The organism is Flavobacterium weaverense (genome assembly GCF_003688495.1).
In the GTDB taxonomy this organism is placed as follows: Bacteria; Bacteroidota; Bacteroidia; order Flavobacteriales; family Flavobacteriaceae; genus Flavobacterium; species Flavobacterium weaverense.
Window position 1 is genome coordinate 64598 of record NZ_REFH01000007.1, and the last position, 23482, is coordinate 88079.

General features: G+C 33.3%; 17 protein-coding genes. 5 read left to right on the plus strand and 12 right to left on the minus strand.

Going from position 1 to position 23482, the window contains the following annotated elements; genetic code table 11:
- Window positions 1-172 precede the first annotated feature (172 nt).
- The 11 genes from BC961_RS00310 to BC961_RS00360 form a co-directional block, all read right to left on the minus strand.
- Window positions 173-448, minus strand: a complete 276-nt coding sequence (locus tag BC961_RS00310; protein ID WP_121923874.1) for a Txe/YoeB family addiction module toxin — start codon at window positions 446-448, stop codon at window positions 173-175.
- Window positions 430-651: a DUF2683 family protein gene (locus tag BC961_RS00315; protein WP_121923875.1), complete on the minus strand. Its 222-nt coding sequence runs from the start codon at window positions 649-651 to the stop codon at window positions 430-432. Before BC961_RS00315 ends, BC961_RS00310 begins: the two co-directional genes overlap by 19 nt.
- 155 nt (window positions 652-806) lie before the next feature.
- Window positions 807-2015: a BaiN/RdsA family NAD(P)/FAD-dependent oxidoreductase gene (locus tag BC961_RS00320; RefSeq protein ID WP_121923876.1), complete on the minus strand. Its 1209-nt coding sequence runs from the start codon at window positions 2013-2015 to the stop codon at window positions 807-809.
- Window positions 2016-2235: 220 nt separating this feature from the next.
- Window positions 2236-2643 carry a GxxExxY protein gene (locus tag BC961_RS00325; protein WP_121923877.1) on the minus strand — a complete coding sequence of 136 codons (408 nt, stop codon included), beginning with the start codon at window positions 2641-2643 and terminating at the stop codon, window positions 2236-2238.
- Window positions 2644-2935: 292 nt separating this feature from the next.
- A complete protein-coding gene (locus BC961_RS00330; RefSeq protein ID WP_121923878.1) occupies window positions 2936-3613 on the minus strand; it encodes a glycerophosphodiester phosphodiesterase in 678 nt (225 codons plus the stop codon).
- Window positions 3614-3704: 91 nt separating this feature from the next.
- Window positions 3705-5378: an alpha-amylase family glycosyl hydrolase gene (locus BC961_RS00335; protein WP_121923879.1), complete on the minus strand. Its 1674-nt coding sequence runs from the start codon at window positions 5376-5378 to the stop codon at window positions 3705-3707.
- Between the two features lie 112 nt (window positions 5379-5490).
- Entirely contained in the window at window positions 5491-7605 is a 2115-nt protein-coding gene (locus tag BC961_RS00340) for a glycoside hydrolase family 97 protein (RefSeq protein ID WP_121924487.1), read from the minus strand.
- A gap of 33 nt (window positions 7606-7638) precedes the next feature.
- Window positions 7639-9936 (minus strand): glycoside hydrolase family 65 protein, encoded by a 2298-nt coding sequence (locus BC961_RS00345; protein WP_121923880.1) that lies wholly within the window; start codon window positions 9934-9936, stop codon window positions 7639-7641.
- A 106-nt stretch (window positions 9937-10042) separates the two neighbouring features.
- A complete protein-coding gene (gene pgmB / locus BC961_RS00350) occupies window positions 10043-10690 on the minus strand; it encodes a beta-phosphoglucomutase (RefSeq protein WP_121923881.1) in 648 nt (215 codons plus the stop codon).
- Window positions 10683-12212 carry an MFS transporter gene (locus BC961_RS00355; RefSeq protein ID WP_121923882.1) on the minus strand — a complete coding sequence of 510 codons (1530 nt, stop codon included), beginning with the start codon at window positions 12210-12212 and terminating at the stop codon, window positions 10683-10685. Before BC961_RS00355 ends, pgmB begins: the two co-directional genes overlap by 8 nt.
- Window positions 12213-12472: 260 nt before the next feature.
- Window positions 12473-13495 carry a LacI family DNA-binding transcriptional regulator gene (locus BC961_RS00360; RefSeq protein ID WP_121923883.1) on the minus strand — a complete coding sequence of 341 codons (1023 nt, stop codon included), beginning with the start codon at window positions 13493-13495 and terminating at the stop codon, window positions 12473-12475.
- A 232-nt stretch (window positions 13496-13727) separates the two neighbouring features.
- Here BC961_RS00360 and BC961_RS00365 point away from each other — a divergent pair, with 232 nt between their 5' ends.
- The 4 genes from BC961_RS00365 (at window position 13728) to BC961_RS00380 (ending at window position 22083) form a co-directional block, all read left to right on the plus strand.
- Window positions 13728-16664 (plus strand): SusC/RagA family TonB-linked outer membrane protein, encoded by a 2937-nt coding sequence (locus tag BC961_RS00365; protein WP_121923884.1) that lies wholly within the window; start codon window positions 13728-13730, stop codon window positions 16662-16664.
- A gap of 10 nt (window positions 16665-16674) precedes the next feature.
- The gene (locus tag BC961_RS00370; protein ID WP_121924488.1) at window positions 16675-18282 is read left to right on the plus strand and encodes a RagB/SusD family nutrient uptake outer membrane protein; all 1608 of its coding nucleotides are present in this window, start codon (window positions 16675-16677) and stop codon (window positions 18280-18282) included.
- Window positions 18283-18310: 28 nt separating this feature from the next.
- Window positions 18311-19132 carry a SusE domain-containing protein gene (locus BC961_RS00375; protein ID WP_121923885.1) on the plus strand — a complete coding sequence of 274 codons (822 nt, stop codon included), beginning with the start codon at window positions 18311-18313 and terminating at the stop codon, window positions 19130-19132.
- A gap of 74 nt (window positions 19133-19206) precedes the next feature.
- Complete coding sequence (locus BC961_RS00380) at window positions 19207-22083, plus strand: alpha-amylase family glycosyl hydrolase (protein WP_121923886.1); 2877 nt, start codon at window positions 19207-19209, stop codon at window positions 22081-22083.
- A 193-nt stretch (window positions 22084-22276) separates the two neighbouring features.
- Here BC961_RS00380 and BC961_RS00385 read toward each other — a convergent pair whose 3' ends face one another.
- A complete protein-coding gene (locus BC961_RS00385) occupies window positions 22277-22708 on the minus strand; it encodes a tellurite resistance TerB family protein (RefSeq protein ID WP_121923887.1) in 432 nt (143 codons plus the stop codon).
- A 178-nt stretch (window positions 22709-22886) separates the two neighbouring features.
- On the opposite strand from BC961_RS00385, the gene BC961_RS00390 reads away from it, so the two are divergent.
- Window positions 22887-23480 carry a HupE/UreJ family protein gene (locus tag BC961_RS00390; protein ID WP_121923888.1) on the plus strand — a complete coding sequence of 198 codons (594 nt, stop codon included), beginning with the start codon at window positions 22887-22889 and terminating at the stop codon, window positions 23478-23480.
- The last annotated feature ends 2 nt before the right edge of the window (window positions 23481-23482 follow it).

Consider the following 23482-nt stretch of genomic DNA (forward strand, 5'->3'; position numbering starts at 1 on the left):
GTACTTAATTGAAAGTAAATGTATTTAAGTTATCTAAAGTAAAATATAATAAATACTTAAATTGTCGTTAATTGTAATTTTTATTATCTGGTAAAGAATAGGAAAAAGTTGGATATAGTTTCTTTTGAAAACAGATTTTTATTTTTTTTGAGGATGGGAAATATTTTTCAGTTTAATCGTAATGACCCATTGCAGATAAAACATAAACGGTCACTATATCTTCTTGAATTTCATAGATTATTCTGTCTTTACTATTAATTCTTCTAGACCAAAAACCTTTTAACTCATATTTTAATTCTTCAGGATTTCCAGTTCCAGAACGAGGATGTTCTTGTAGCTCTGACAGGATTTTCAGTATTTTTTTTATAGATGATATACTTCCCGCTTTTTTATGTTTTGATAAATCTTTTTCGGCAGTTGATTTAATGATTACTCGATACTTTCCCATAAATTTTCAGCATTGATCATTTCACGGCCTTTTTCGGCACTTGCCTTTTTAATTTTAGCGACAAAATCAGGATTGTAATGACTGTTATCCTCTTCTTCGATAAGTATAATTTCTGTAGAATTTTCAAAAAACACACGAGCCATTTCTAGAAATGCCTTTCCTTTTTTAGTGTTCTCATTTATTTTCAATGTTATCGTTGTCATAATCTGTTTTTTACAAATTTACGAAAACTTTCAATCTGTTATTGTTTCGCTTTGTGATTTTATAATAAGGTGATTTTCTGCTAGTTTTATTATTTATAGTTTTTTATTTTAACTATTAACTAAGATGATTTTTAAACACTATTTTTAATGTATGTTTAAACCGCATTAGCCACAATAAAGCCACTCGTCCAAGCATTTTGGAAATTAAAACCACCAGTAATCGCATCAATATTCACAATTTCGCCAGCGAAGTATAGATTTTCATGCAGTTTGCTTTCCATAGTTTTGAAATTGATTTCCTTTAAATCAATTCCGCCTGCAGTTACAAATTCTTCTTTGAAAGTACTTTTACCATTTACTTGAAAGTTTCCATTAATTAACTGATTTACTAAATTTGTTAATTGAATTTTAGACAAATCAGCCCATTTCGTTTCAGATTCAATTCCCGAGGCAAGCACTAAACTTTCCCAAAGTCTATTAGTTAACTCAAAGGGAGATTTTTTAGAAACCGCTTTCTTAGCATGTTCTTGTTTTAAGTCCTTTAATTTCTTCTCCACTTCTTCTTTTTCGAAATCATTTAGCCAATTAACGAAAATTGTAAATTGATAATTCTTGTCGTGCAAGATTCTTGCTCCCCAAGCGGATAGTTTTAAGATTGCCGGTCCACTCATTCCCCAATGTGTAATTAGCAAAGGTCCTGACGACGTTAGTTTAGTATCTTTAACTTTTACAGTTGCATAAGTAGCAACTCCTGGCAATTCTATTATTCTAGAATCTTTGATATTGAAAGTAAATAGAGAAGGAACAGGGCTCACAACTGCGTGTCCATAATTTTGCAACATTTCCCAAATTTTTGGATTACTTCCCGTCGCTAAGATTAATTTTTCAGTAATGTAATTTTCTGTTTGAGTTTCTATTTTCCAATGCTTTTCTTGTTTGAAAATAGACTGAACGCTTTGAGCAGTTAGAACCGCAATGCCTAGTTTTTGAGTGGCTAGAAGAAAACAATCTATAATAGTTTGAGACGAGTTAGAAACGGGAAACATGCGTCCATCTGCTTCAATTTTTAATTCTACGCCGTGTTTTTCAAACCATTCAATAGTATCTCCAGAACAAAATTGATAAAAAGGACCTCGCAATTCTTTTTCGCCGCGGGGATAAAACTTTACCAATTCATTTGGTTCAAAACAAGCATGTGTCACATTGCATCTTCCTCCACCAGAAATCCGAACTTTTTGTAATACTTCATTACCACGTTCTAGAATAGCGACTTTTAGTTTTGGATTTTTCTCTACAATATTAATTGCTGAAAAGAAACCTGCTGCACCACCACCTACTATTATTATGTCAAAATTTGAATTCATTTTTTTTTAACCATTAAGGGAGTTAAGGTTTTTTATATTTGTAATTTTCACAAAACGCTACTTTTTTTAAACCATTAAGAGAATTAAGTTTTGTTAAGTTTAGTCGTACGGTAGCATTGAAAATTTTTGGTTTTTTAAAATTTTTAAGTTTTGGCTAAATTTGTGTTTGTCAAAATCACACTCATTTTTTAAACATAAATAGCGCTAATATTTATTAATTTTATTCGTCTGCTAGCCTCTGAAAATATTCGTTAACCAAAGGTTTGCATGATTTTGAAATGTTAGTAGTATTAAAATTAATTAGCAATCCTTGTGGAACACTCATTAGTTTCATATAAGTCAATAATTTGGCTTCGTCAATTGGGTGAAATTTTTCAACTGTTTTTAACTCGACAATAATACAATCATTAACTAATAAATCTAGCCGTAGCGGATTCACTAATTGTATATCATAGTACTCAACTTCTACATTTAATTGCTGCTTTACATTATATCCATTTCTCTCTAACTCATATTTTAAACACTCTTCATAAATCTTTTCTAACAAACCGGGACCTAGCTTTTTATGAACTTTTATTGCGTAACCTATGATTTCGTATGATAATTGAGTTATTTCTTTTTTTGTCATAATCGAAACTATTTAGATTGCTGCTTTATTATCTTAAATTACTTTATGGTTTAAAATTAAATCTTTATCTAGAAAGAAAAGCTTAAAACTACTTAATCCTATTAATTTTTAATTTATCATTGGGAGAGGTAATACTTATCGTCCAACTAGGTTCAATACATATTCGCTAATAAAAACACTTCGAGCCATTTATAAAAAGCTACATACATCATTGCTTAATTAACTTAACTAACTTACTGGTTTAAAATTAAATTATCAATTAGTGATGCCGAACTGTTATTAAAATTTGTATTCATATTCTATTTGGGAAATCACTAATGATTCCGTTTACGTTATATCCTTTTATTTTTGCAATATCCTCTACTTCATTCACTGTCCATGGAAAAACTTGAATTCCTTTTTCCTGAATTTTCAAAACATTCTCTTTATTTAACAAATGAAAATGCGGATGAATGGATTTTGCCTTAATAAATTTAGCGAAAGCGAAAGCCAAGTCTAAATCGGTTTCTGTTAAAACACCAAGCTGAATTTCATCACTCAAAAACCGAACTTGCTGCAAGGCATTCCAATCAAAACTCGAAATTAAAAAATGGCTGTAATTCCAGTTTTTTTCTGAAACATGTTCTTCAATTAATTCAACTACTTTATCTGCCGTTTCGTAAGTTTTTAATTCGATGTTCATAAAACAGTTTTGGTTCACCAACTCAAAAACTTCTCTTAAAGTTGAAACCTGATGCTCCTCATTAATTCTTAAAGCTTTTAGTTCTCGACAAGATAATGCGTTTACTAAGCCAGTTCCATTTGTAGTGCGGTCTACGGTTTCGTCGTGAATTACAATGATCTCACCGTCACTGCTTAGATGCACATCTAATTCAATTCCATCTACTTCCATATCTAATGCTTTCTGGAATGAAATTAGCGTATTTTCAGGCTCAGAGCCTTTTGCGCCACGATGTCCTATTTTAAGCATTCGAAATTATTTTTGGCAAAGATAGAAATAAAAAAAACGCCTTTATTTCTAAAGACGTTCCTGAATTGTACTATTTCAAACTAGTTTAGTTTTACTTACTTCTAAATTCTAGTAAAACAATGTCAAATGGGGTATCGATAGCTATTATACCATCTTGCACCACAACTTCCTTATCAGAGTAGGTGTCATGCAAAGTAGTTCCATTTTCGAAAATGGTGCCAACAGTAATTTCTTTAACTCCAATAGGTAAATCTAAACCTACGATTACTTTATCTTTAAAATCATCTTTAGAAAAAATTCTCGAAAAAGTATATGGAAATGAAGCAATCTGCTGGTGTATTCCTGCGCCAATCGCGGGATGATTTTTTCTAAACTGTCCTAATTTTTGCCAATGGAGCAAAGTTGCTTGAGTTTCAGGATTTGTTTGGATTTGTTCCCAATTCATAAAAGATCGTAAGGTAGCATCTCCTTCAGTTCCGTCAATTATTAATGATCTTGCACTTTCGTCACCATAATATACTTGAGATTGTCCTGGAGAAAGCAGCAATTTAGTTGCTGTTTCTTTACTTCTCTCGCGCTTAGCATCAAATGGGCTTCCATCATCGTGAGACGATAAATAGTTTAATACGCTGAGACCTTTAAATTCATTGTTTAATTTCTCCGAATATTTAGAAAATATAAATTCATAGTCCTTTTCTGAGTCGTATTTGAATTCAAAATTGATCATACTATTAAAACCATTTTTGAAATAGTTTACTTTTTTATCTCCAAAATCAAATTCTTGACCACCACCAATTCCGTAATTATAAACCTCTGCAACTGTAAAAAAAGAATTGTTATCTAATACTTTAGTAGGATTGTTTTTCTTCCAAGTTGCGAATGCGTAATCGCATTGGTTTTTAAAATCAGCCCAAACATTTGCTTCAGTATGTTTTACCGTATCAGCTCGATAACCATCAATTCCATACTCTGAAATATAGTCAGTTAACCATTTGATGATATAATATTTTGGTGCTCTAGGATAATTTGTTCTAGCAAAAAAAGCATCTAGTTCTTTGATTTCTTGTTCGTAGCGACCTTCTTTTTTCCATTTTTCTATTAAGAACGGTGGTAAAGCAACATCTTGATTGTTCTCAGTTTTAATATCTGGAAGGTTTGCTACTAGTGTGCAAGCGGTAGTACTTTCAAAGGATTTATAATCGCAAGCAGGTCCTGTTCTAACCCACTCATTTGGCCAAACGCTATCTTGAGCAGTAACAGGTCCAGTGTGATTGATCACAGCGTCAAGTATAATGCGGATTCCATTTGAATGTGCTTTTTGAACTAATTCTGCTAAATCTTCTTTAGTTCCAAAGTTGGGATCTAAACTTGTCCAGTCCCTTGTCCAGTAACCGTGATAACCATAGCTCATGCCCGTTCCTTCATCAACGCCATCATGGATTTGTTCTACTATTGGTGTAAACCAGATTGCGTTGATTCCTAATTTATCAAAATATCCTTCGTCGATTTTCTTTATAATTCCTTTAATATCCCCACCTTCAAAACCACGAAGTTTGCCCGTTTTTTTAGTTCTGTTAAAGTTGAGGTCATTTGAAGTATCTCCATTATAAAAACGATCCGTTAAAAGGAAGTAAACAGTGGCTGCTTCCCAAACAAATGGAGTTTTAATAGATTTTTGGTTTTGATCTGTCATCTTTTTTGAACTGTTACAACTTGTTGAGATTGTCAATATAACTAATAAAAGAGCAATTGAATATTTATTCATTTTTATTACTTTTAATTAAGAGCGATTTGGTACCGCAGTTTACATGAAAATTTAAAAGAGTAATGAGAAATACAACTAATGATCTTTACAATCATTAGTTGTATTATTTCCTTTATTTATTCTCAATGATACTTATTGCATAACCGCCACCAGGAGCTGAAAGTTGAGACAATTTTGTCTTATTAGTAACTTTTATTTTTTTGATAGTGTAGGCTTGTGGATTAGTTTTGAAATGCGCGTCTTTAGCATCAGCGTAAATAGTGGCAGTATAATTTTTGCCTTTTTCTAAGAAATCAAAATTGATTTTTGAAGTACGACTATTATTTCCATTGACATTCCCTACAAACCAGTTGCTTTTACCTTTTGCTTTTCGGGCAACAGTAATATAGTCGCCAGGTTCAGCTTCTAGGTATTTACTCTCATCCCAGTCAATAGCAACATCTTTGATGAATTGAAAAGCATCTGGAAATCGATCGTAATGTTCAATTAAATCGGCTGCCATTTGTAATGGGCTGTACATTGTTACATAAAGCGCTAATTGATTTGCAATAGTGCTATTTACATGTGATTTATTATCAGGATTTAATTTACTGATATCCATTTCGAAAATACCAGGAGTATAATCCATTGGGCCTCCAATTAATCGTGTGAAAGGCAAGATTGTTACATGGTTCGCTTTTGAACCCCCAAAAGATTGGTATTCAGTTCCTCTCGCAGATTCATTTCCTATTAAGTTCGGATACGTTCTTGAAATTCCTGTTGGACGAACTGCTTCGTGTGCGTTAACCATAATTTTATAATCAGCTGCTTTTTCAAGCGCATATTGATAGTGATTGACTACCCATTGATTGTAATGATTTTCACCGTTTGGCAAAATTGCGCCAACATAACCACTTTTTACAGCGTCATATCCATTGTCATTCATAAATTGATAAGCTTTATCCATGTGACGTTCATAATTACGAACAGACCCAGAAGTTTCATGATGCATAATCATTTTTACGTTTTTTGATTTGGCGTAAGCGTGAATTCCTTTTACATCGAAATCTGGATATGGTGTTACAAAATCAAAAACATAATCCTTTGAATTTCCAAACCAGTCTTCCCATCCTTCATTCCATCCTTCAACTAAAACTGCATCAAAACCGTGCTTTGAAGCAAAATCAATATATTCTTTCACGTGCGCTGTATTAGCCGCATGCGTTTTATTTGGTTTTACTTTTGTGTAATCAGTAACGCCAAGTTGGATAGACGGAAGTTCATTTGTATATGCCCAAGAGCTTTTTCCAGTAATCATTTCCCACCATACGCCAATGTATTTCACAGGTTTAATCCATGAAGTATCTTCAATTTTACAAGGATCGTTTAAGTTTAGAGTCATTTTAGAATCTAAAATTTGTCGTGCATCATCGCTTACAATTACAGTTCGCCATGGTGAATGATTGGGAGCTTGCATATTTCCTTTGTCACCGTTTGCATCTGGTGTTAACCAAGATTCGAAAATCATAGTTTTATCATCTAAATTCAAATGCATACACGAATAATTAATTAAAGCTGCTTCGTGCAAGTTGATGTACAATCCATCTGCTGATTTCATCATTAAAGAAGTTTGCACTCCTGTAGTTGAAAAAGATGTTTGTGAAACATTTTCTGTATACGCTTTTTCAGATAATCCTCTAATTTCAGAAAGTTTAGATTCAGTATAATCGTACTCTTGTGTGTCATAATCGCCTGGAATCCAAAAAGCGTTGTGATCACCTGCCATTGCAAATTGCGTTTTCTCTTCCTTAATTATAAAATAAGTAAGATTTTTTTGAGTTGGAAATTCATAACGGAAACCCAATCCATCGGCAAATAATCGAAAGCGAATTATAACGGTTCTATCGGTCTCTTTTTGATTTAAAGTAACTGCAAGCTCATTATAGTGGTTGCGTATTTTATTAACTTCACCCCAAACTGGCTGCCAGGTTTCGTCAAAAGTTGAGGTTTTACTATCTACAATTACAAAATCATTTAGCAGTGATTTTTTGTCATTTTTTAATTCGAGTCCTAACTTACTAGGTTTAATAACTTCCTTGTTTTTATATTTTAAGTTATATGTGGGAGTTCCATCTTGCAGTAAAGAAAATTCCATTGTAAAATTTCCTTCTGGTGATTTGAGTTTTTGCGCGTTAGTGTTGCTGCAAATTGCAAAAAATAGTATTGCTGTAAGAAGTAAGTTGTGCATAGTTTTTATTTTAAAAAAATTATAGGTCATTATTTAATCATTTTCAATTTTTGTAGCTACAATTGGCTTTCCGTTCACTACGATTTCCAAGTCACTATCTCCATTTATAGAAAAGCTTGTTCCACTTTGTGTGACGGCTACTTTTAAAATTTGATTTCTGAAATTAATTTTGAACGAGTAGGCTTGCCATTCTTTCGGGATTTTTGGAGAAAAATGAAGTTTATTATCTTTTACTCTCATTCCTCCAAAACCTTCCACTATACTCATCCAAGTTCCAGCCATAGAAGTAATGTGACATCCTTCCTCTACTTCTTTATTGTAGTCGTCAAGATCTAATCTTGAAGTTCGTAAATAAAAAGTATATGCCATATCCATTTTGTCTAGCAAAGAAGCTTGTATGGCATGAACACAAGGTGAAAGTGAACTTTCATGAACAGTAAAAGATTCATAAAACTCAAAATTATTTTTCAACTCTTCTTTTGTAAAATGATCTTCAAAGAAATAGAAACATTGCAATACATCAGCTTGTTTAATATATGGAGAACGTAAAATTCGATCCCATGACCATTTTTGATTGATTGGTCTTTGACTTTTATCCAAGTCAGCTACCTGAACTAATTCTTTGTCTAGAAAACCGTCTTGCTGTAAATATACATTATACTCTTCTGAAAACGGAAAGTACATATTGTCTGAAACTTTTTTCCAAGATTGTAATTCTGAATCCGTTATTTTTACTTTTTCGGTAATTCTTTTATGGTCTAAAGGGTATTCAATAGATACTTTTTTGATTTGGTCGTAAGTATATTCAAGACACCATTTTGCTATATAGTTAGTGTAAAAATTATTGTTAACGTTGTTTTCGTATTCGTTAGGTCCTGTTACTCCCAGAATTACATACTGATTTTTATCGGTCGAAAAATTCGCTCTCTGATGCCAAAAACGAGCAATTGATATTAGCACTTCTAATCCTTTTTCAGGAATGTAACTGTAATCACCAGTGTATCGGTAGAAATTATAAATAGCAAATGCAATTGCGCCATTTCTATGAATTTCTTCAAATGTTATTTCCCATTCATTGTGACATTCTTCGCCATTCATTGTAACCATCGGATATAAAGCTGCACCATTAGAAAAACCTAATTTGGTAGCATTTTCAATTGCTTTCTCCAACTGATTGTAGCGATACGTCAGTAAGTTTCGAGCAACTTCTTGGTCTTTGGTAGCCATGTAAAATGGTATGCAGTACGCTTCGGTGTCCCAATAAGTGGAACCTCCATATTTTTCACCAGTAAAACCTTTTGGACCAATATTTAAGCGAGAATCTTTTCCTAAATAGGTTTGGTTCAACTGAAAAATATTAAAACGAATTCCTTGCTGCGCTTTGATATCACCTTCGATTGTAATATCTGACATTTCCCAAATTTTTACCCAAGAGTCAATTTGGTCTTGTAACATTTTATTGTATCCTATCGCTAAAGTGGACTGAATCACTTTTTCGGCAGCACTTTGTGTGTTTTCATGATTTAATGAAACAGTGTAGCCTCCTATTTTCTGTATTGATGATTTTTGGCCTTGAGCCACAATCACATCGTAACTAAACTGTATTTTGGTATTATTAGCGTCAATATTAGAAGGAGAAATAGCAGTTTTTTCACCATTTGATAAAATGGTATTTTGCATAAAAGTGGTTACTTTAAAATGCGTTTTAAAAGTTTGAGCAGTTACAAAAGCTTGATTTACTGATTTTTTAACCTCTAAAGGTTCCCAGAATTTTTCTTCCCAGTTTGCGTCTTCATTAGTGACACCTGCATCGATGTACGGTTTAAAAACTATTTTTGAATCCTTATTAAGTGGAGTAATCTCATAATTTATCAAACCAACCTCATCTAAAGTAAGGGAAAGAAACCGACAAACTTTTACTGAAATTTCGGTACCATTTCTTAGAGTAGCTTCAAAAGACCGAGTGTATAAACCATCTCTCATGTTCAAAACACGTTTGAAATTCTTAATAGAAGAACACGTATTTAAATCTAATTTTTCTCCGTTTATTTCGACATCTATTCCAATCCAATTTGGTGCATTCAACACCTTTGCGAAATATTCAGGATAGCCATTTTTCCACCATCCTACTTTAGTTTTATCTGGATAGTAAATTCCGGCAATGTAACTTCCTTGAAACGATTCTCCGGTATACGTTTCTTCAAAATTAGCGCGTTGTCCCATGGCACCGTTGCCAATGCTAAACAAGCTTTCAGATGATTTGACGCGTTCTTTGTCAAATCCTTCTTCGATGATGCACCAATTATCTGGTTTTATATAATTCTGATTCATTTGTTTTATCGTTTAAAATTGCTTGCTTTTACAAAATATTAAAAGTTATGTAAAGTGAGGCGCTAATTATAGTTCTTAATTAGTCTTGCGTTTAAAAGTTTCGGGGCTATAATCCTTTTAAAAAGTGTTCGCTGATAGCTGTAAAATTGTCAAAAACATATTTTGCTTCGTGCAAAATATTTTTATCTCCAATACCGATGCTTATCATATTTGCAATGTTTGCCGCTTGAATTCCTGCAACTGAGTCTTCAAATACAATAGCATTTTCTGATTTTACGTTTAGAAGTTTAGCAGCGATTAAAAAAACTTCGGGATCTGGCTTCGCATTAGTCACGTCATTTCCGTCAACAATTGCATCAAAATAAGATAGAATTCCTGTTTTTTCAAGAATAGGTCTAGCATTTTTACTTGCTGATCCTAACGCTATAGGTTGTTTATTACTCTTTAAAAATTGTAAGACATCAAAAACACCAGGAAGAATTTCTCTATGATCCATATCAACTAATTGAGATAGGTAATCTTCGTTTTTTTGAGTCAACCATTTATCTTTATCTTCTTGCGAGGCTGCTTTATTTCCTAATTCTAAAATAATATCGAGAGAGCGAATGCGACTAACTCCTTTTAAAAGCTCGTTGTTTTCCTCTGTAAATTCTATTCCTAATTGATTTGCAATTTTTTTCCAAGCTAAAAAATGATATTTAGCGGTATCAACAATTACTCCGTCTAAATCGAATATGAATGCTTTGTTATCCATTTACTGTGATTTTAGAGTTTTCAGAAATAGTTAGTGCAAGTACGCCTGCGATAATCATTGAAACGCCGCCAATTAAAAGCGCATAAATAGGTTCGCTATTAAAAAAAGTAGCGATTAGAAAACCTAATATTGAAGCAGCAACTAATTGTGGAATTACGATAAAGAAGTTAAAAACTCCCATGTAATAACCCATTTTATTGGAAGGGAGTGATCCTGATAACATCGCATAAGGAATAGATAAAATACTAGCCCAAGCAATTCCAACACCTATCATTGGTAGCCATTCCATTGTAAAAGTGGTCGGTTCTTTAATAAAGTAAATCGAAATTAGCCCAAGTCCACCGCAAACTAAAGCGACGAAGTGCGTAAATTTTGCGCTAGTGTATTTAGCTAGAACGGGTAGTAGAAAAGATGCAATTGCCGCAATCAAATTGTAATTAGCAAACATTTCACCTACTTGATTTGCTCCCGTATTATAAGCAAGTGATGTAGTGTCAGTGGTGCGATAAATATGCTGTGTAACCGCTAGAGTGGTATAAATCCACATCGAAAATAATGCAAACCAAGAGAAAAATTGTACCCACGCTAATTGCTTCATGATTTTTGGCATAAACTGAAAATCATTCATTATCGTTACAAATCCATTGCTCGTGCGATTTCCCTTTTGCAATATTCCAGAGATTAGCATTGCTATTCCACCAACACCTAATAGTCCTATTGATAAAACATAGAGATCTTTTTTTAGATCGTAGTGATAGATGGCAAATGAAAATATTAAACTGATAACGATAAAAAGCATTCCTTTAGAAAGATGAGATTTTGCATTATTTGTAAACCAATCTGTAGAATGTTCTTCTTTTACATACGCATTTTCATTGTGCTTTTCAAAAGCAGCTAATTCTTCTGGAGAATACTCTTTTGAGCGGAGTACAGTCCATAACACGGTTAAAAAAAACACTATTCCACCTAAATAGAATGAGCATTTCACCGAGTCTGGAATAATACCTAAAGGCGCCGTGTTCTGCACACCGTAATAGGTAAAAATCAAAGGTAATTTTGAAGCAAAGTAAGCACCAATACCAATAAAGAAGCTTTGCATGGCAAAACCTGCGGTGCGCTGCTTTTCAGGTAAATTATCTCCAACAAATGCTCTGAAAGGTTCCATTGAAACATTAATGGAAGCATCCATAATCCAAAGCATTCCAGCGGCAAACCACAATACCGGTGAATTTGGCATTATGAATAACGCAGCTGAAGCTAAAATAGCTCCAATTAAAAAGTAGGGTTTTCTACGACCCAATTTGTTCCACGTTCTATCTGAAAAATAACCAATGATTGGTTGAATAATCAAACCAGTTAACGGTGCTGCGACCCACAAAATAGGTATGTCGTCAATATTAGCGCCGAGAGTTTGAAAAATTCTGCTGACATTTGAGTTTTGCAATGCAAAACCCATTTGTATTCCTAGAAAACCGAAACTCATGTTCCAAATTTGCCAGAAACTTAACGTACGCTTTTCCATTATCGTAATTTAAAATTAATACGATAAGCGCTATGCTTATCAAAACTTGCCTTATTTTTCGAAGTAAAAGTCAATGTTTTGAATCGTAAATATAAAAAGATATTTTAATTTCCGATTTTTTAGATATGAATTACACCAGACTTTTTTCACTACAAGGTTGTAGTGAAAATTAAAGTAGGAAAATAATTATATAAAAATCATTTATCGAATGGATTAATAGTAATCTCTTTGTGTTTTAAAACTATTAGTTTGTAGTTTATCTATACAGTAGACTCTCTTTCAATTAAATGAGTTTCAATTACTTCTGTTGTATAGTTTTCGTTTTCTTGATCCTCTTCCTGTTCTAATCTATCAATTAACATTCGGGCAGCTTTGTTTCCCATTTTTATACCACTTTGACTGACCGTTGTTATAGTGGGAGTGGAGTACTTAGAAATTATACCATCGGTGAATGCAATTACAGCTAAGTCTTTTGGTACGTTCAGTCCTATTTTGTTGGCGGTTTTAATAATAGTCACAGCAAATAGTTCGTTAACAGCAAATACAGCGTCTATGGCTTTGTCTTCCAGCAGTTGAGCTATTGTAATTTCGCAGGTATCGATATCTTCAATCTTAATAATTAATTTCTCGTCAAAAGCGATGTCGTTGTCAAGTAATGCTTTTATGTAACCGTCTGTGCGAAGTTTGCCAACACTTACATAATCAACGGTAGTTACTAATGCGATTTTTTTACGTCCTTTATCAATCAAGCTTTGTACTGCCTCATAAGCTGCGGCTTTGTCATCAATGATTACTTTGTCACATAGAATTTCATTAGTCACTCTATCAAACAGCACCACTGGCATTCCTTGATTAATAACTTCAGTAATATGGTGAAAATCGCCTTTGAACTGCGTTTCCTTAGATAGTGACATGATAAAACCATCGATACTTCCATTTGCAAGCATCTCCATGTTTAAAACTTCCTTGTCAAAAGAATCGTCAGAAAGACAAATGATGACACTATAACCATTTTCATTAGCTACTTGCTCAATTCCGTTGATTACAGTAGAAAAGAAATGATGTACTATCTCTGGAATTATAATACCAATAGTTTTTGTTTTCCTGTTTTTAAGGCTTAATGCGATGTTGTTGGGCTTGTAATTATAGAATTTGGCAAAAGCCTGAACCTTCTGCCTTGTCTCTTCACCTATTTCTGGACTATTACGAAGTGACTTAGAAACCGTTGAAATGGAAACGTCTAATTCTTTTGCGATTTGTTTAAGAGTAACTTTCCTTTTCATGGTGCTTGGCGTAAAAATTTATTTCGTAATAAAGATAAAAATTTATTTCATAATTGGTAATTATATTGGTTAAAACCGAAATATTATAGAAAGTTTTCAACACTATTACGTTTTCGTAACTTCTAATAAAATGGAGCGTGTCGAATGATACAAAATTTACATAAATTTAACATTCGAAGTAAAAGTTAAGCTGTAAATGTTAAATTAAATTTAAATAACTTAAACAAAAAGTATGAAAACAATTTATAAAAAGTTGTTAATTTTACTCCTACTGCTCCCTTTTAGCGCTATCGCTCAGTCTGTTGTAAGCGGAAGAGTTTTAGACAAAGTATCAGGACAGCCTATTCCTGAAGTAAACGTAAATGTGCAAGGCAGCACTACAGGTGTCTCTACTGATTTTGATGGAAAATATCAGCTTGGGAATATAAAAAATGGAGATAAAATTGTTTTCTCGTACATTGGTTATACTAATGTTGTGGAAACGTATAATGGTCAAGGTGCAGTAAACGTAAGTCTTTCAGAAGATGCAAATCAATTGAAAGAGGTTGTCATCCAAGTGGGTTACGGTACTGTTAAGAAAAAAGACGCTACAGGAGCGGTAACAGTATTGACCACAAAAGATTTTAATAAAGGCGCAAACGTAACTGCTGAAAACTTATTAAATGGTAGAGTTGCTGGTGTAACTGTAAATACAAGCGGTGCTCCAGGTTCTGGATCTCAAATTAGAATTCGTGGAGGTTCGTCTTTGTTTGCTAGTAACGATCCGTTAATTGTAATTGATGGTTTACCTATCGAGAATACTACGGGAACTGGTTCTACCTCAGTTTTAGCATCGTTAAATCCAAGTGTTATTGAGTCGATGACTGTTTTAAAAGATGCTTCCGCAACTGCCATTTACGGTTCGCGCGCCTCTAACGGTGTGATTATTATAACTACAAAAAAAGGGGGTAAAACGCTTGCTGTGGATTATAACTTTCAATACGGAAGTGGTAAAATTGTAAAAACAGTAAATGTATTTGATGCAACAGGTTTTAGATCTATAATTGCTGATAAACGACCAGATGACGTTTCAAAATTAGGTACAGCAAACACAGATTGGCAAAAAGAAATTTACAGAAAAACAGATTATGTAGATAATAACATTTCGATAAGAGGTAGTTTGTTCAATGCAATTCCTTCTCGTTTGACTGTTGGTAATACATATCAAGAAGGTTTACGATTAACAAATGCATTCAATAGAACAACGGTAGGTTTAGCAATGAATCCTTCGTTTTTAAAAGATCATTTGAAAGTAAAATTAAATGCAAATTACTCGAATGAGAGAAATAGATTTGCTGATGGAGTGGAAGGTAATGCACTTAGATTTGATCCTACTCAACCAGTTTATCAAGCTGGTTCAATTTATGGTGGTTTTTTCGAATACTACAATCAAGGAACTAAAAAACTAACACCACAGACTCCAAGAAATCCAGTAGCTCAGCTGTTGCAAACATTTGACAATGGTAAGAACAATCGCTTTTTTGGAAATTTCGAACTAGACTATAAATTTCATTTCTTCCCTGAATTGAGAGCAGTTGTTAATGCTGGATTTGATCAAGCAGACGGTGAACGTTCAAAAGTAGCTTCTAATTTTGCAGCTAGCTCTGGAAGTAACAATGATATTCCTTTTGGTACCAATGAGTTTTCTAGAAGTTTAAGAAAAAATAAATTGCTAGATGCTTATTTAGCCTACAATAAAACATTTGATCAATTAGTAGTAGATGCAACTGTTGGTTATTCGTATCAAAAATGGGATTCTTATAATTTTAATACAGGTAATACAAACGATCCAAATTTACCAACAGGTTTGACTGGATTTCCTCAGACAAATATTGATATTGACAGAGTAAATATTGGGTTTTTTGGAAGAACAAATTTGACTTTTAACGACAAGTATATATTGACTATGTCTTTAAGAAGAGATGGATCTTCAAAATTCAACAAACAAAATAGATATGCAAATTTCCCTGCAGCAGCTTTTGCTTGGAAAATTAAAGAAGATTTCTTTGCTGATAATGCAACAATTTCAGATTTAAAACTAAGACTTGGTTACGGTATTACTGGACAACAAGATGTAGGTAATAATAATGATTACTTACAGCAGTACAATCTAGGTAGCGGAAGTTCTCAATACTTTTTTGGAACAGTTGCTTTACCTATTGCAGTTTCGGCGAGACAAAGTTCAAACTTGAAATGGGAAGAAACAACGACTTATAATGCTGGTTTAGATTTTGGATTGTATGACAATAGAATTAGTGGAAGTTTAGAAGTTTTTTACAAAGATTCAAAAGATTTATTAGCTGATGTAGCTACTGCTGATGGAAGTAATTTCTCTAATAGATCATGGCAAAACATAGGTAGTTTTACAACAAAAGGAATAGAGTTTTCATTGAGCACTGATGTTGTTAGAAATGATAATTTAAATTGGAATTTAAACTTTAACGTAACTGCTTTTGATCGTAAGATAACCGAATTGAATTCTGATTTTATTAGAGTTGGAGATAATCTAGCGGGAACTGGAACACAAGGTCAAGTTCACAAAGTAGGTTTTGCACCAAATTCTTTTCTACTATACAAACAATTATATGATGTAAGCGGAAAACCAATCGAGAATGGATATGCTGATTTAAATGATGATCGTGTGATTAACTCTAGCGATAAGTATGTATATAGAAATCCAGATCCTAAAGCAACATTTGGATTAGCTTCGACATTAAATCATAAAAATCTTGACTTCTCTTTCAATTTAAGAGCAAGTGTTGGTAATCGTGTGTTTAATGCAGTAGATGCAAGTAGAGCACAGTATAATTTCTTGACTACAGGAGGAACTGTTGGAAACATTCCAACATCAGTTTTAGAAACTAACTTTAACGCTACCTCTAATGTTGTACTATCTGATATGTTTGTTGAAAATGCTTCTTTCTTAAGAATGGACAATATTACATTAGGATATACTTTTCCTAAATGGTTAGAAGGAAAAGCTTCACTTCGATTATTTGCAGGAATGCAAAATGTATTTGTGATTTCAGATTACTCTGGTTTAGATCCAGAAATTGCAAACAATGGAGTTGATAACACCATTTATCCTAGACAGCGTTCTATTTTAGGTGGGGTAAATGTTAAATTTTAATACTTATAAAATGAAAAAGATAAATCTTATTTACATATTTATTGCTGCCACGGTTTTTCAGTCGTGTACAAACGATTTAGATGTAGTTGCAGAAGATCCTAGAGTGTTGACTCCAAACGAATTGTTTTCTACACCTTTAGGGTACAAACAAGCATTAGCTGGCGTTTATGGTAATCTTAGCTTAACAGGAACTGGTGACGCTGGATCTTCATTCTTACAAGGAATTGATGCGGGTACAAGTCAGTTTGGAAGATGTATGTGGTATCTGCAGACATTAACTACTGATGAAGCAGTGTGGACGTATGAAAATGATGAAGGAGTGGCGGAATTACAAAGAAACACTTGGACTTCATCTAACCCTATTTTGCTTGGAATGTTCAGTAGAACTATGGCGGAAGTCGCTATTGCGAATGATTTTTTAAGACAGTCAACTCCAGAATTATTAAGTTCAAGAGCAATTAGTGCTGCAGATGCTACTGAAATTGCTTTTTATAGAAATGAAGTGCGTGTTTTAAGAGCGTTTGCTTATTACAACATGATGGATCTTTTTGGGAAAGCACCGTTTATCAAGGAAACTGATCCATTAAACTTTAAAGGACCAGAATATGACAGACAGCAATTGTTTACGTTCATAGAAACAGAATTAAACGAAGTTATTCCGAATTTGAAAGCAGCAAGGACAAATGAGTACGGCCGTTTAGATAAAGCAATGGCTCAAATGATTTTAGCTAAAATGTACTTAAATGCTCAAGTATATATTGGAACTCCTAAATATGCGGAGTGTATGGTAAAATGTTCAGAGGTTATTGCTGGTGGTTACACGTTGAAAACTAATTATTTAGATAATTTCAAAGCAGATAATAACAATTCTTCTGAGTTAATTTTTACATTACAATCTGATGGTGTTAAAACTCAAAACTACGGCGCAACAACAGTGATCATAAATGGTCAAGTAGGTGGAGTAGAATCAAATGGAGCTGATTTTGGAGTAGGAGGCTTTGGTGGAGCATTAAGACTTAGAAAACAAATAGTTGAAAAGTTTGATGGATCTCAATTTGACACTGATGCTAGAAAAACATATTTAGCGGGTGCAAGACCTATTGATATTACAGAATTATCAAATGGTAGCCAAGGATATATTTTAGCTAAATTTTCAAATAAAAGCACAACGGGAGTTGCGGGAGTGAACTCTACATTTGTTGATACTGATTTTCCATTATTTCGTTTGGCAGATGCTTACCTGATGTATGCTGAGGCACAAATGAGAAAAGATGGAGCTACTAACGGTAGTACTTTAGCTTTGGCTTCAGCCCAATCTTTAACGTATATCAATGCATTGCGCTCGAGAGCTAATAACGGTTCTGCTGTTGCAAATGTGCCTAAGGTTCAAGTGACATTAGATTTCATGATTGACGAAAGAGCGAGAGAATTGCACTGGGAAGGTCACAGAAGACAAGATCTAATTCGTTTTAATAAATATGGCGGAGGAAATTACAACTGGGCTTGGAAAGGTAATATTGCTAATGGAACATCTTTTGGATCTACTTTAAATGTTTTTCCACTTCCAACATCTGCGATATCTTCTAACCCTAATTTAACTCAAAACACTGGATATTAAATAATTGTTTAATTAAATAATTTTAAAAATGAAAAATATTAATAAAATATTAATTGCTTTTTTAAGCATAGTTGCGTTTTCTTGTACAGATGATATTCAAGATACAAACAGAGAGGCAGTAACGGCTGCAACAGCACCGGTATTATTAACTCCAAAAGGAGATTTTAATATTGTACTTTCAAAAGCTACAGAAAAAGACATTGCTACAACAATGATTTGGGATGACGCTGCATACACTGGAAGTGCAACGGTTGTAAATTATAGTATCGAGGTTGCTAAGCCAGGAACAAATTTTGCAACTCCTACTTTAGTTACTACAACTACTAGCCGTTTTAAAAGTATTACGGTGGCTGAATTAAACGCTGCTTTAATTAATGGTGGATTTATCGAAAAGCAAGAGAACTTAGTTGACATTCGTGTGAAATCATCCGTTGGCGCTACAGGAAGCGTTGGACAATTTTCTAATTCTTTTACAATCAAAGTTACTCCTTACCGCACACCGCTTGCGAGTTCATTATGGCTTGTTGGTGCAGCTACTCCAGGAGGATGGTCTTGGAATAACGATGCTGAAACTGAATTACCTTTGATTGTTGGAAAAACTAATGTGTACCAAGTATCATTAATTCTTAATGGTGGCGAAGCTTTTAGAATATTCTTAGGAAATAACTTTACTAGCGATGGAAACTGGGATGCAAGTCGTAACTATCCATTTTATGCAAATGCTGGTTACACAATCACACCTGAATTAGTGAATTCTAATGATGGAGACAGTAATTTTAAATACACTGGACCAACAGGAATGAGAGTTTTAAAAATCGATGGTGCTGCAAAGACGATTACCTTAAATTAATTCTTTCTAAAATATTGAAAAGGCTACTGTAATAAGTAGCCTTTTTTATTTCTGAAATTAAATAAAATCTAATCATGAAAAAAAAACTACTCTTACTATTATTTTTCTACTCAATATTACTTACTGCTCAGCAACAAAATATTCCTAGTTCAGTCAATCCAAATCCTTTTGAGGAAAGTACTTCTATTACGATTACCGTAAATGGTGCCGATGTTAATGAAGCAGCGTGGGGAATTATAGACAACTCATTGTATCTATGGACATGGTCTTTTGATACTAATGATATGAATATACTAGATTGCCCAACAAATGGTAATTGGACTTTTTCAAACGAGGCAAATAAATTTGTTTACAATTCGATTTCAGACACTTATACTAAAACTTTTACTCCTTCAACTTTTTACAATAGAAGCGGAATTGGTAGAATAGGATTTCTGATTAAGGCAAAAGACGGTACTAACGACAAAAAATCGCAAGATAATTTAGTTGAGGTTGGAACGTTCCAAGTTACTTTAAGCTCACCTTTGGAAAAAAGTATTGTGCTAATTAATTCTGGCGCTAGCATTACTATCGCTGCGACTAATACTGGTGGAAACGCAAATTATAATTTGAAATCAAATGGCAGCACAATTAACTCAAATGCTGCAACTGCAATTTATATTTTTACTCCAACAAACATCACTTCTAATCAAAATTATGAATTGGAAATTACACAAGCAGCAACGACTACAATTAAGAAATTCTCTGTAATTGTTAATTCGGTGCCAGAGTCAGCTGCCTTACCTGCCGGTTTAGTGGATGGAATTAATTATAATGCTAGTGACGCTGCTAAAGCTACTTTAGTACTAGAAGCTCCACTAAAAGATTTTGTTTATGTAGCAGGAAGTTTTAATTCATGGTTGCCAGGTGCTAATTATGCTATGAAAAAGGATCCAATTTCAGGGAAGTTCTGGTTGGAGTTAAGTGGGCTTACCTCTGGGTTAAATTACACTTATCAATATTGGGTTGTTGACGCATCGCCTTTTGCTAATTCACCGTCTGTAGTAAAAACAGCTGATCCATATTCTACATTGGTTTTATCACCATTTGATGACTCAGGGATTTCTGCGACTTCTTATCCTAATCTTCCTTTATATCCCGTTGGACAAGAAAGAGAAGTGACCGTATTACAAACTGGACAAGTTCCTTATGCGTGGAGTTCTGCTACTACTAATTTTGTCAAGCCAGAAAAAGAAAACTTAGTAGTTTATGAACTTTTAGTCAGGGATTTTGATGCTGCCAGAAGTTATCAAAGCATTATTGATCGCATCGATTATTTCAAAAATCTAAAAATAAATGCGATTGAATTAATGCCAGTAATGGAATTTGAAAATAATGACAGTTGGGGTTACAATACTTCCTTTCATTTGGCTTTAGACAAGTTCTACGGTACTTCAAGTAAGTTTAAAGAACTTGTTGATGTTTGCCATCAAAACGGAATTGCAGTAATTCTTGATGTAGCGTTGAATCATGCTTTTGGACGAAATCCCATGGTGAGAATGTGGATGAACGATGCTGATGGTGATGGATGGGGAGCACCATCTGTTGAAAACCCCTATTTTAATACGACTGCTAAACACAGTTATAGTGTAGGAGAAGATTTTAATCATCAATCACCTCTTACTCAAAATTATGTAAAAAGAGTCATTCAACATTGGATTCAAGAGTATAAAATCGATGGTTTCCGCTGGGATTTGACTAAAGGATTTACTCAAAATTGTGAGGCAAGTGATGAAAATTGTACCAATGGTTATCAACAAGATCGGGTGGATGTCTTGAAGCAATATGCTGACTATTCTTGGAGTTTGGACCCTAATCATTACGTTATTTTTGAACATTTAGGCAATAATGACGAAGAAAAGCAATGGGCAAATTATAAAATCGAAGAAACACCAAGTAAAGGAATAATGATGTGGGGAAAAATGACCGATTCGTACAACGAGTTGTCTATGGGTTATCCTGCAAATATATCAGGAATGACAAGTGCAAGCCGCGGATTTACAGCTAAAAGACTGATAGGTTATGCAGAAAGCCATGATGAAGAGCGATTGGTTTATAAAAATATCCAATTTGGTAATAGTAACAACACCGCACATGATGTAAAAAATCTAGAGGTTTCGTTGTCTCGAATGTCAGCTATTGGAGCCGTTTCTTTATTGGTTCCAGGACCAAAAATGATTTGGCAATTTGGAGAACTTGGTTGGGATTCTTCTATTTTTTCTTGTTCAGATGGAAGTGTAAATACTACTACTGATGCAGCAGCCGGAGATTGTAAATTAGCAACTAAACCGCAGCCGCAATGGACGAGTAATTGGCTCGGAAATAATAGTAGAAATAAAATTTATACGGATTGGTCAAAGATGATCACTATGAAAACAACGGAACCCGTTTTTTTAGGAGCAGAGACAATGACAAGTGGATCTTCTTTATTGCAAACAATAAAAATATCAAATCCGGCATTAAGCAATTCACAGCTTAAGGATGTTTTAGTGTTCGCTAATTTTAGTGTCAATACTGCATCAGTGCCAACAGGTTTTCCATATTCAGGCACTTGGTATAATTTGATGGATAATTCACCAATACTAATTACTGATGTTTCAAATCCAATGACTATCGAAGCGGGTGGATTTAGAATCTATGGAAATAAGGTAGCCGCTCTAGCCATTGCTAATTATGAAGATATAAGTAATATTCAGCTGTATCCAAATCCAGCTTCCGATTATTTTAAGCTAGACATAGCAACTTCTAAAGTCGAAATTTATTCGATAAGCGGAAAGTTAGTAAGCAGTTTCGATAAAAATCAAGAAGTAGGATTTCAATTTTCAGTAAATAATTTAGAAAATGGACTCTACCTTATAAAGGTTAACGGTCAAAATAAAGAGCAAAAGGTTTTTAAACTTTTTAAAAATTAAGATTGATGTGATCGATTAAAAAGCTGTCTGTAAAGGATGGCTTTTTTTATATCACACTAATAGAGAATAGCAACATGATTTATAGACTATAGAATAAAAAAAATAGCGATTACACAAAAATCGATTTTGTGTAATCGCTATAATTGAAAGTTTTAATAAGCAACGTTTTATAGCGCTACTATTTAAAATATTTTTATTTATTCATGTTTTGCATTTCGAATAAAAAAGTCTCTAAATCAACTTCTTTATCAGCTAATTTCAATGATTTGTTTACGATGTAGTCAACATTATCAATGTTAAAGCCTAATGCAACACAAATTTTTCTAAGTAGAAATTCTTGTTTGTCTCCTAAGTGATGGTCAACATGAACCATACGCACTAAATCATATAAACGCTCTAATCTTTGCTCGTGTGAATAAGGTGCATTGATTGGATAATTTAAAGGATTTTCTAAAATCTCTACATATTCTGCAGAAGAAATTTCTAATTTTATTGCTAGTTTGTCTAAAAATGCTTTTTCTTCTGGAGAAACTTTTCCATCAGTAAGTGCCACACGAACAATAGCTGAAAAATGACCTTTATTTCTTATTTTAAATCCGCTATCAAATAAATCTGAAAATGACATAGTTTTTGTTTTTTAACTGACAAAGATAAATCTATTTTTAAATTTATTGATTTTAAATTTTTAAATTTTTTACTAGCAATATCTTCCCATTTGAATCGTACTAATTTAGATAATCAAATCATTCTTTTTCAAAATTAATCGTAAGTTTACATCCCTTTATCAACTTAATAAAATACTAATGTCAGAATTTTGGATTTACTTTCAAATAGGTTTAAAACATGTGTTAGATATAAATGCCTATGATCACGTTTTATTTCTAATTGCGCTTGCTGTACCATTTTCTTTTAACGATTGGAAACGAGTGATTTTGCTAGTTACGCTGTTCACAATTGGTCATACAATGGCTTTGATGCTTTCGGTTTTTGGGATTGTGACTATTAAAGTTGATGTTGTAGAATTTCTAATTCCAATAACGATTTTGTTAACGGCGTTATTTAATCTTTTTACTGCAGGGAAATCCAGTAAAAAAGAAAATATAAATCTAGTTTTTTTTATTACACTTTTCTTTGGGATCATTCACGGCTTAGGATTTTCAAATTATTTTAAGTCAATTTTAGGAGGGACTGCAAGTTCGAAAGTATTACCTTTAAGTGAATTTGCATTAGGCATCGAAGCAGCTCAGATTGTAGTTGTTTTTGTTGTATTAGTACTATCTTATATTGTACAAACCATCTTTAGATTTTCTAAGAGAGACTGGACGTTAGTCATGTCAGCTTTTGTTATCGGGATTGTGGTGCCAATGATTATAGAAAGTGAAATTTGGAATAAATAAAA

What these genes read in the sequence shown, in the direction of transcription:
- BC961_RS00310 (WP_121923874.1), bottom strand. Translation starts at nt 448, where the DNA reads ATGGGAAAGTATCGAGTAATCATTAAATCAACTGCCGAAAAAGATTTA.
- BC961_RS00315 (WP_121923875.1), bottom strand. Translation starts at nt 651, where the DNA reads ATGACAACGATAACATTGAAAATAAATGAGAACACTAAAAAAGGAAAG.
- BC961_RS00320 (WP_121923876.1), bottom strand. Translation starts at nt 2,015, where the DNA reads ATGAATTCAAATTTTGACATAATAATAGTAGGTGGTGGTGCAGCAGGT.
- BC961_RS00325 (WP_121923877.1), bottom strand. Translation starts at nt 2,643, where the DNA reads ATGACAAAAAAAGAAATAACTCAATTATCATACGAAATCATAGGTTAC.
- BC961_RS00330 (WP_121923878.1), bottom strand. Translation starts at nt 3,613, where the DNA reads ATGCTTAAAATAGGACATCGTGGCGCAAAAGGCTCTGAGCCTGAAAAT.
- BC961_RS00335 (WP_121923879.1), bottom strand. Translation starts at nt 5,378, where the DNA reads ATGAATAAATATTCAATTGCTCTTTTATTAGTTATATTGACAATCTCA.
- BC961_RS00340 (WP_121924487.1), bottom strand. Translation starts at nt 7,605, where the DNA reads ATGCACAACTTACTTCTTACAGCAATACTATTTTTTGCAATTTGCAGC.
- BC961_RS00345 (WP_121923880.1), bottom strand. Translation starts at nt 9,936, where the DNA reads ATGAATCAGAATTATATAAAACCAGATAATTGGTGCATCATCGAAGAA.
- pgmB (WP_121923881.1), bottom strand. Translation starts at nt 10,690, where the DNA reads ATGGATAACAAAGCATTCATATTCGATTTAGACGGAGTAATTGTTGAT.
- BC961_RS00355 (WP_121923882.1), bottom strand. Translation starts at nt 12,212, where the DNA reads ATGGAAAAGCGTACGTTAAGTTTCTGGCAAATTTGGAACATGAGTTTC.
- BC961_RS00360 (WP_121923883.1), bottom strand. Translation starts at nt 13,495, where the DNA reads ATGAAAAGGAAAGTTACTCTTAAACAAATCGCAAAAGAATTAGACGTT.
- BC961_RS00365 (WP_121923884.1), top strand. Translation starts at nt 13,728, where the DNA reads ATGAAAACAATTTATAAAAAGTTGTTAATTTTACTCCTACTGCTCCCT.
- BC961_RS00370 (WP_121924488.1), top strand. Translation starts at nt 16,675, where the DNA reads ATGAAAAAGATAAATCTTATTTACATATTTATTGCTGCCACGGTTTTT.
- BC961_RS00375 (WP_121923885.1), top strand. Translation starts at nt 18,311, where the DNA reads ATGAAAAATATTAATAAAATATTAATTGCTTTTTTAAGCATAGTTGCG.
- BC961_RS00380 (WP_121923886.1), top strand. Translation starts at nt 19,207, where the DNA reads ATGAAAAAAAAACTACTCTTACTATTATTTTTCTACTCAATATTACTT.
- BC961_RS00385 (WP_121923887.1), bottom strand. Translation starts at nt 22,708, where the DNA reads ATGTCATTTTCAGATTTATTTGATAGCGGATTTAAAATAAGAAATAAA.
- BC961_RS00390 (WP_121923888.1), top strand. Translation starts at nt 22,887, where the DNA reads ATGTCAGAATTTTGGATTTACTTTCAAATAGGTTTAAAACATGTGTTA.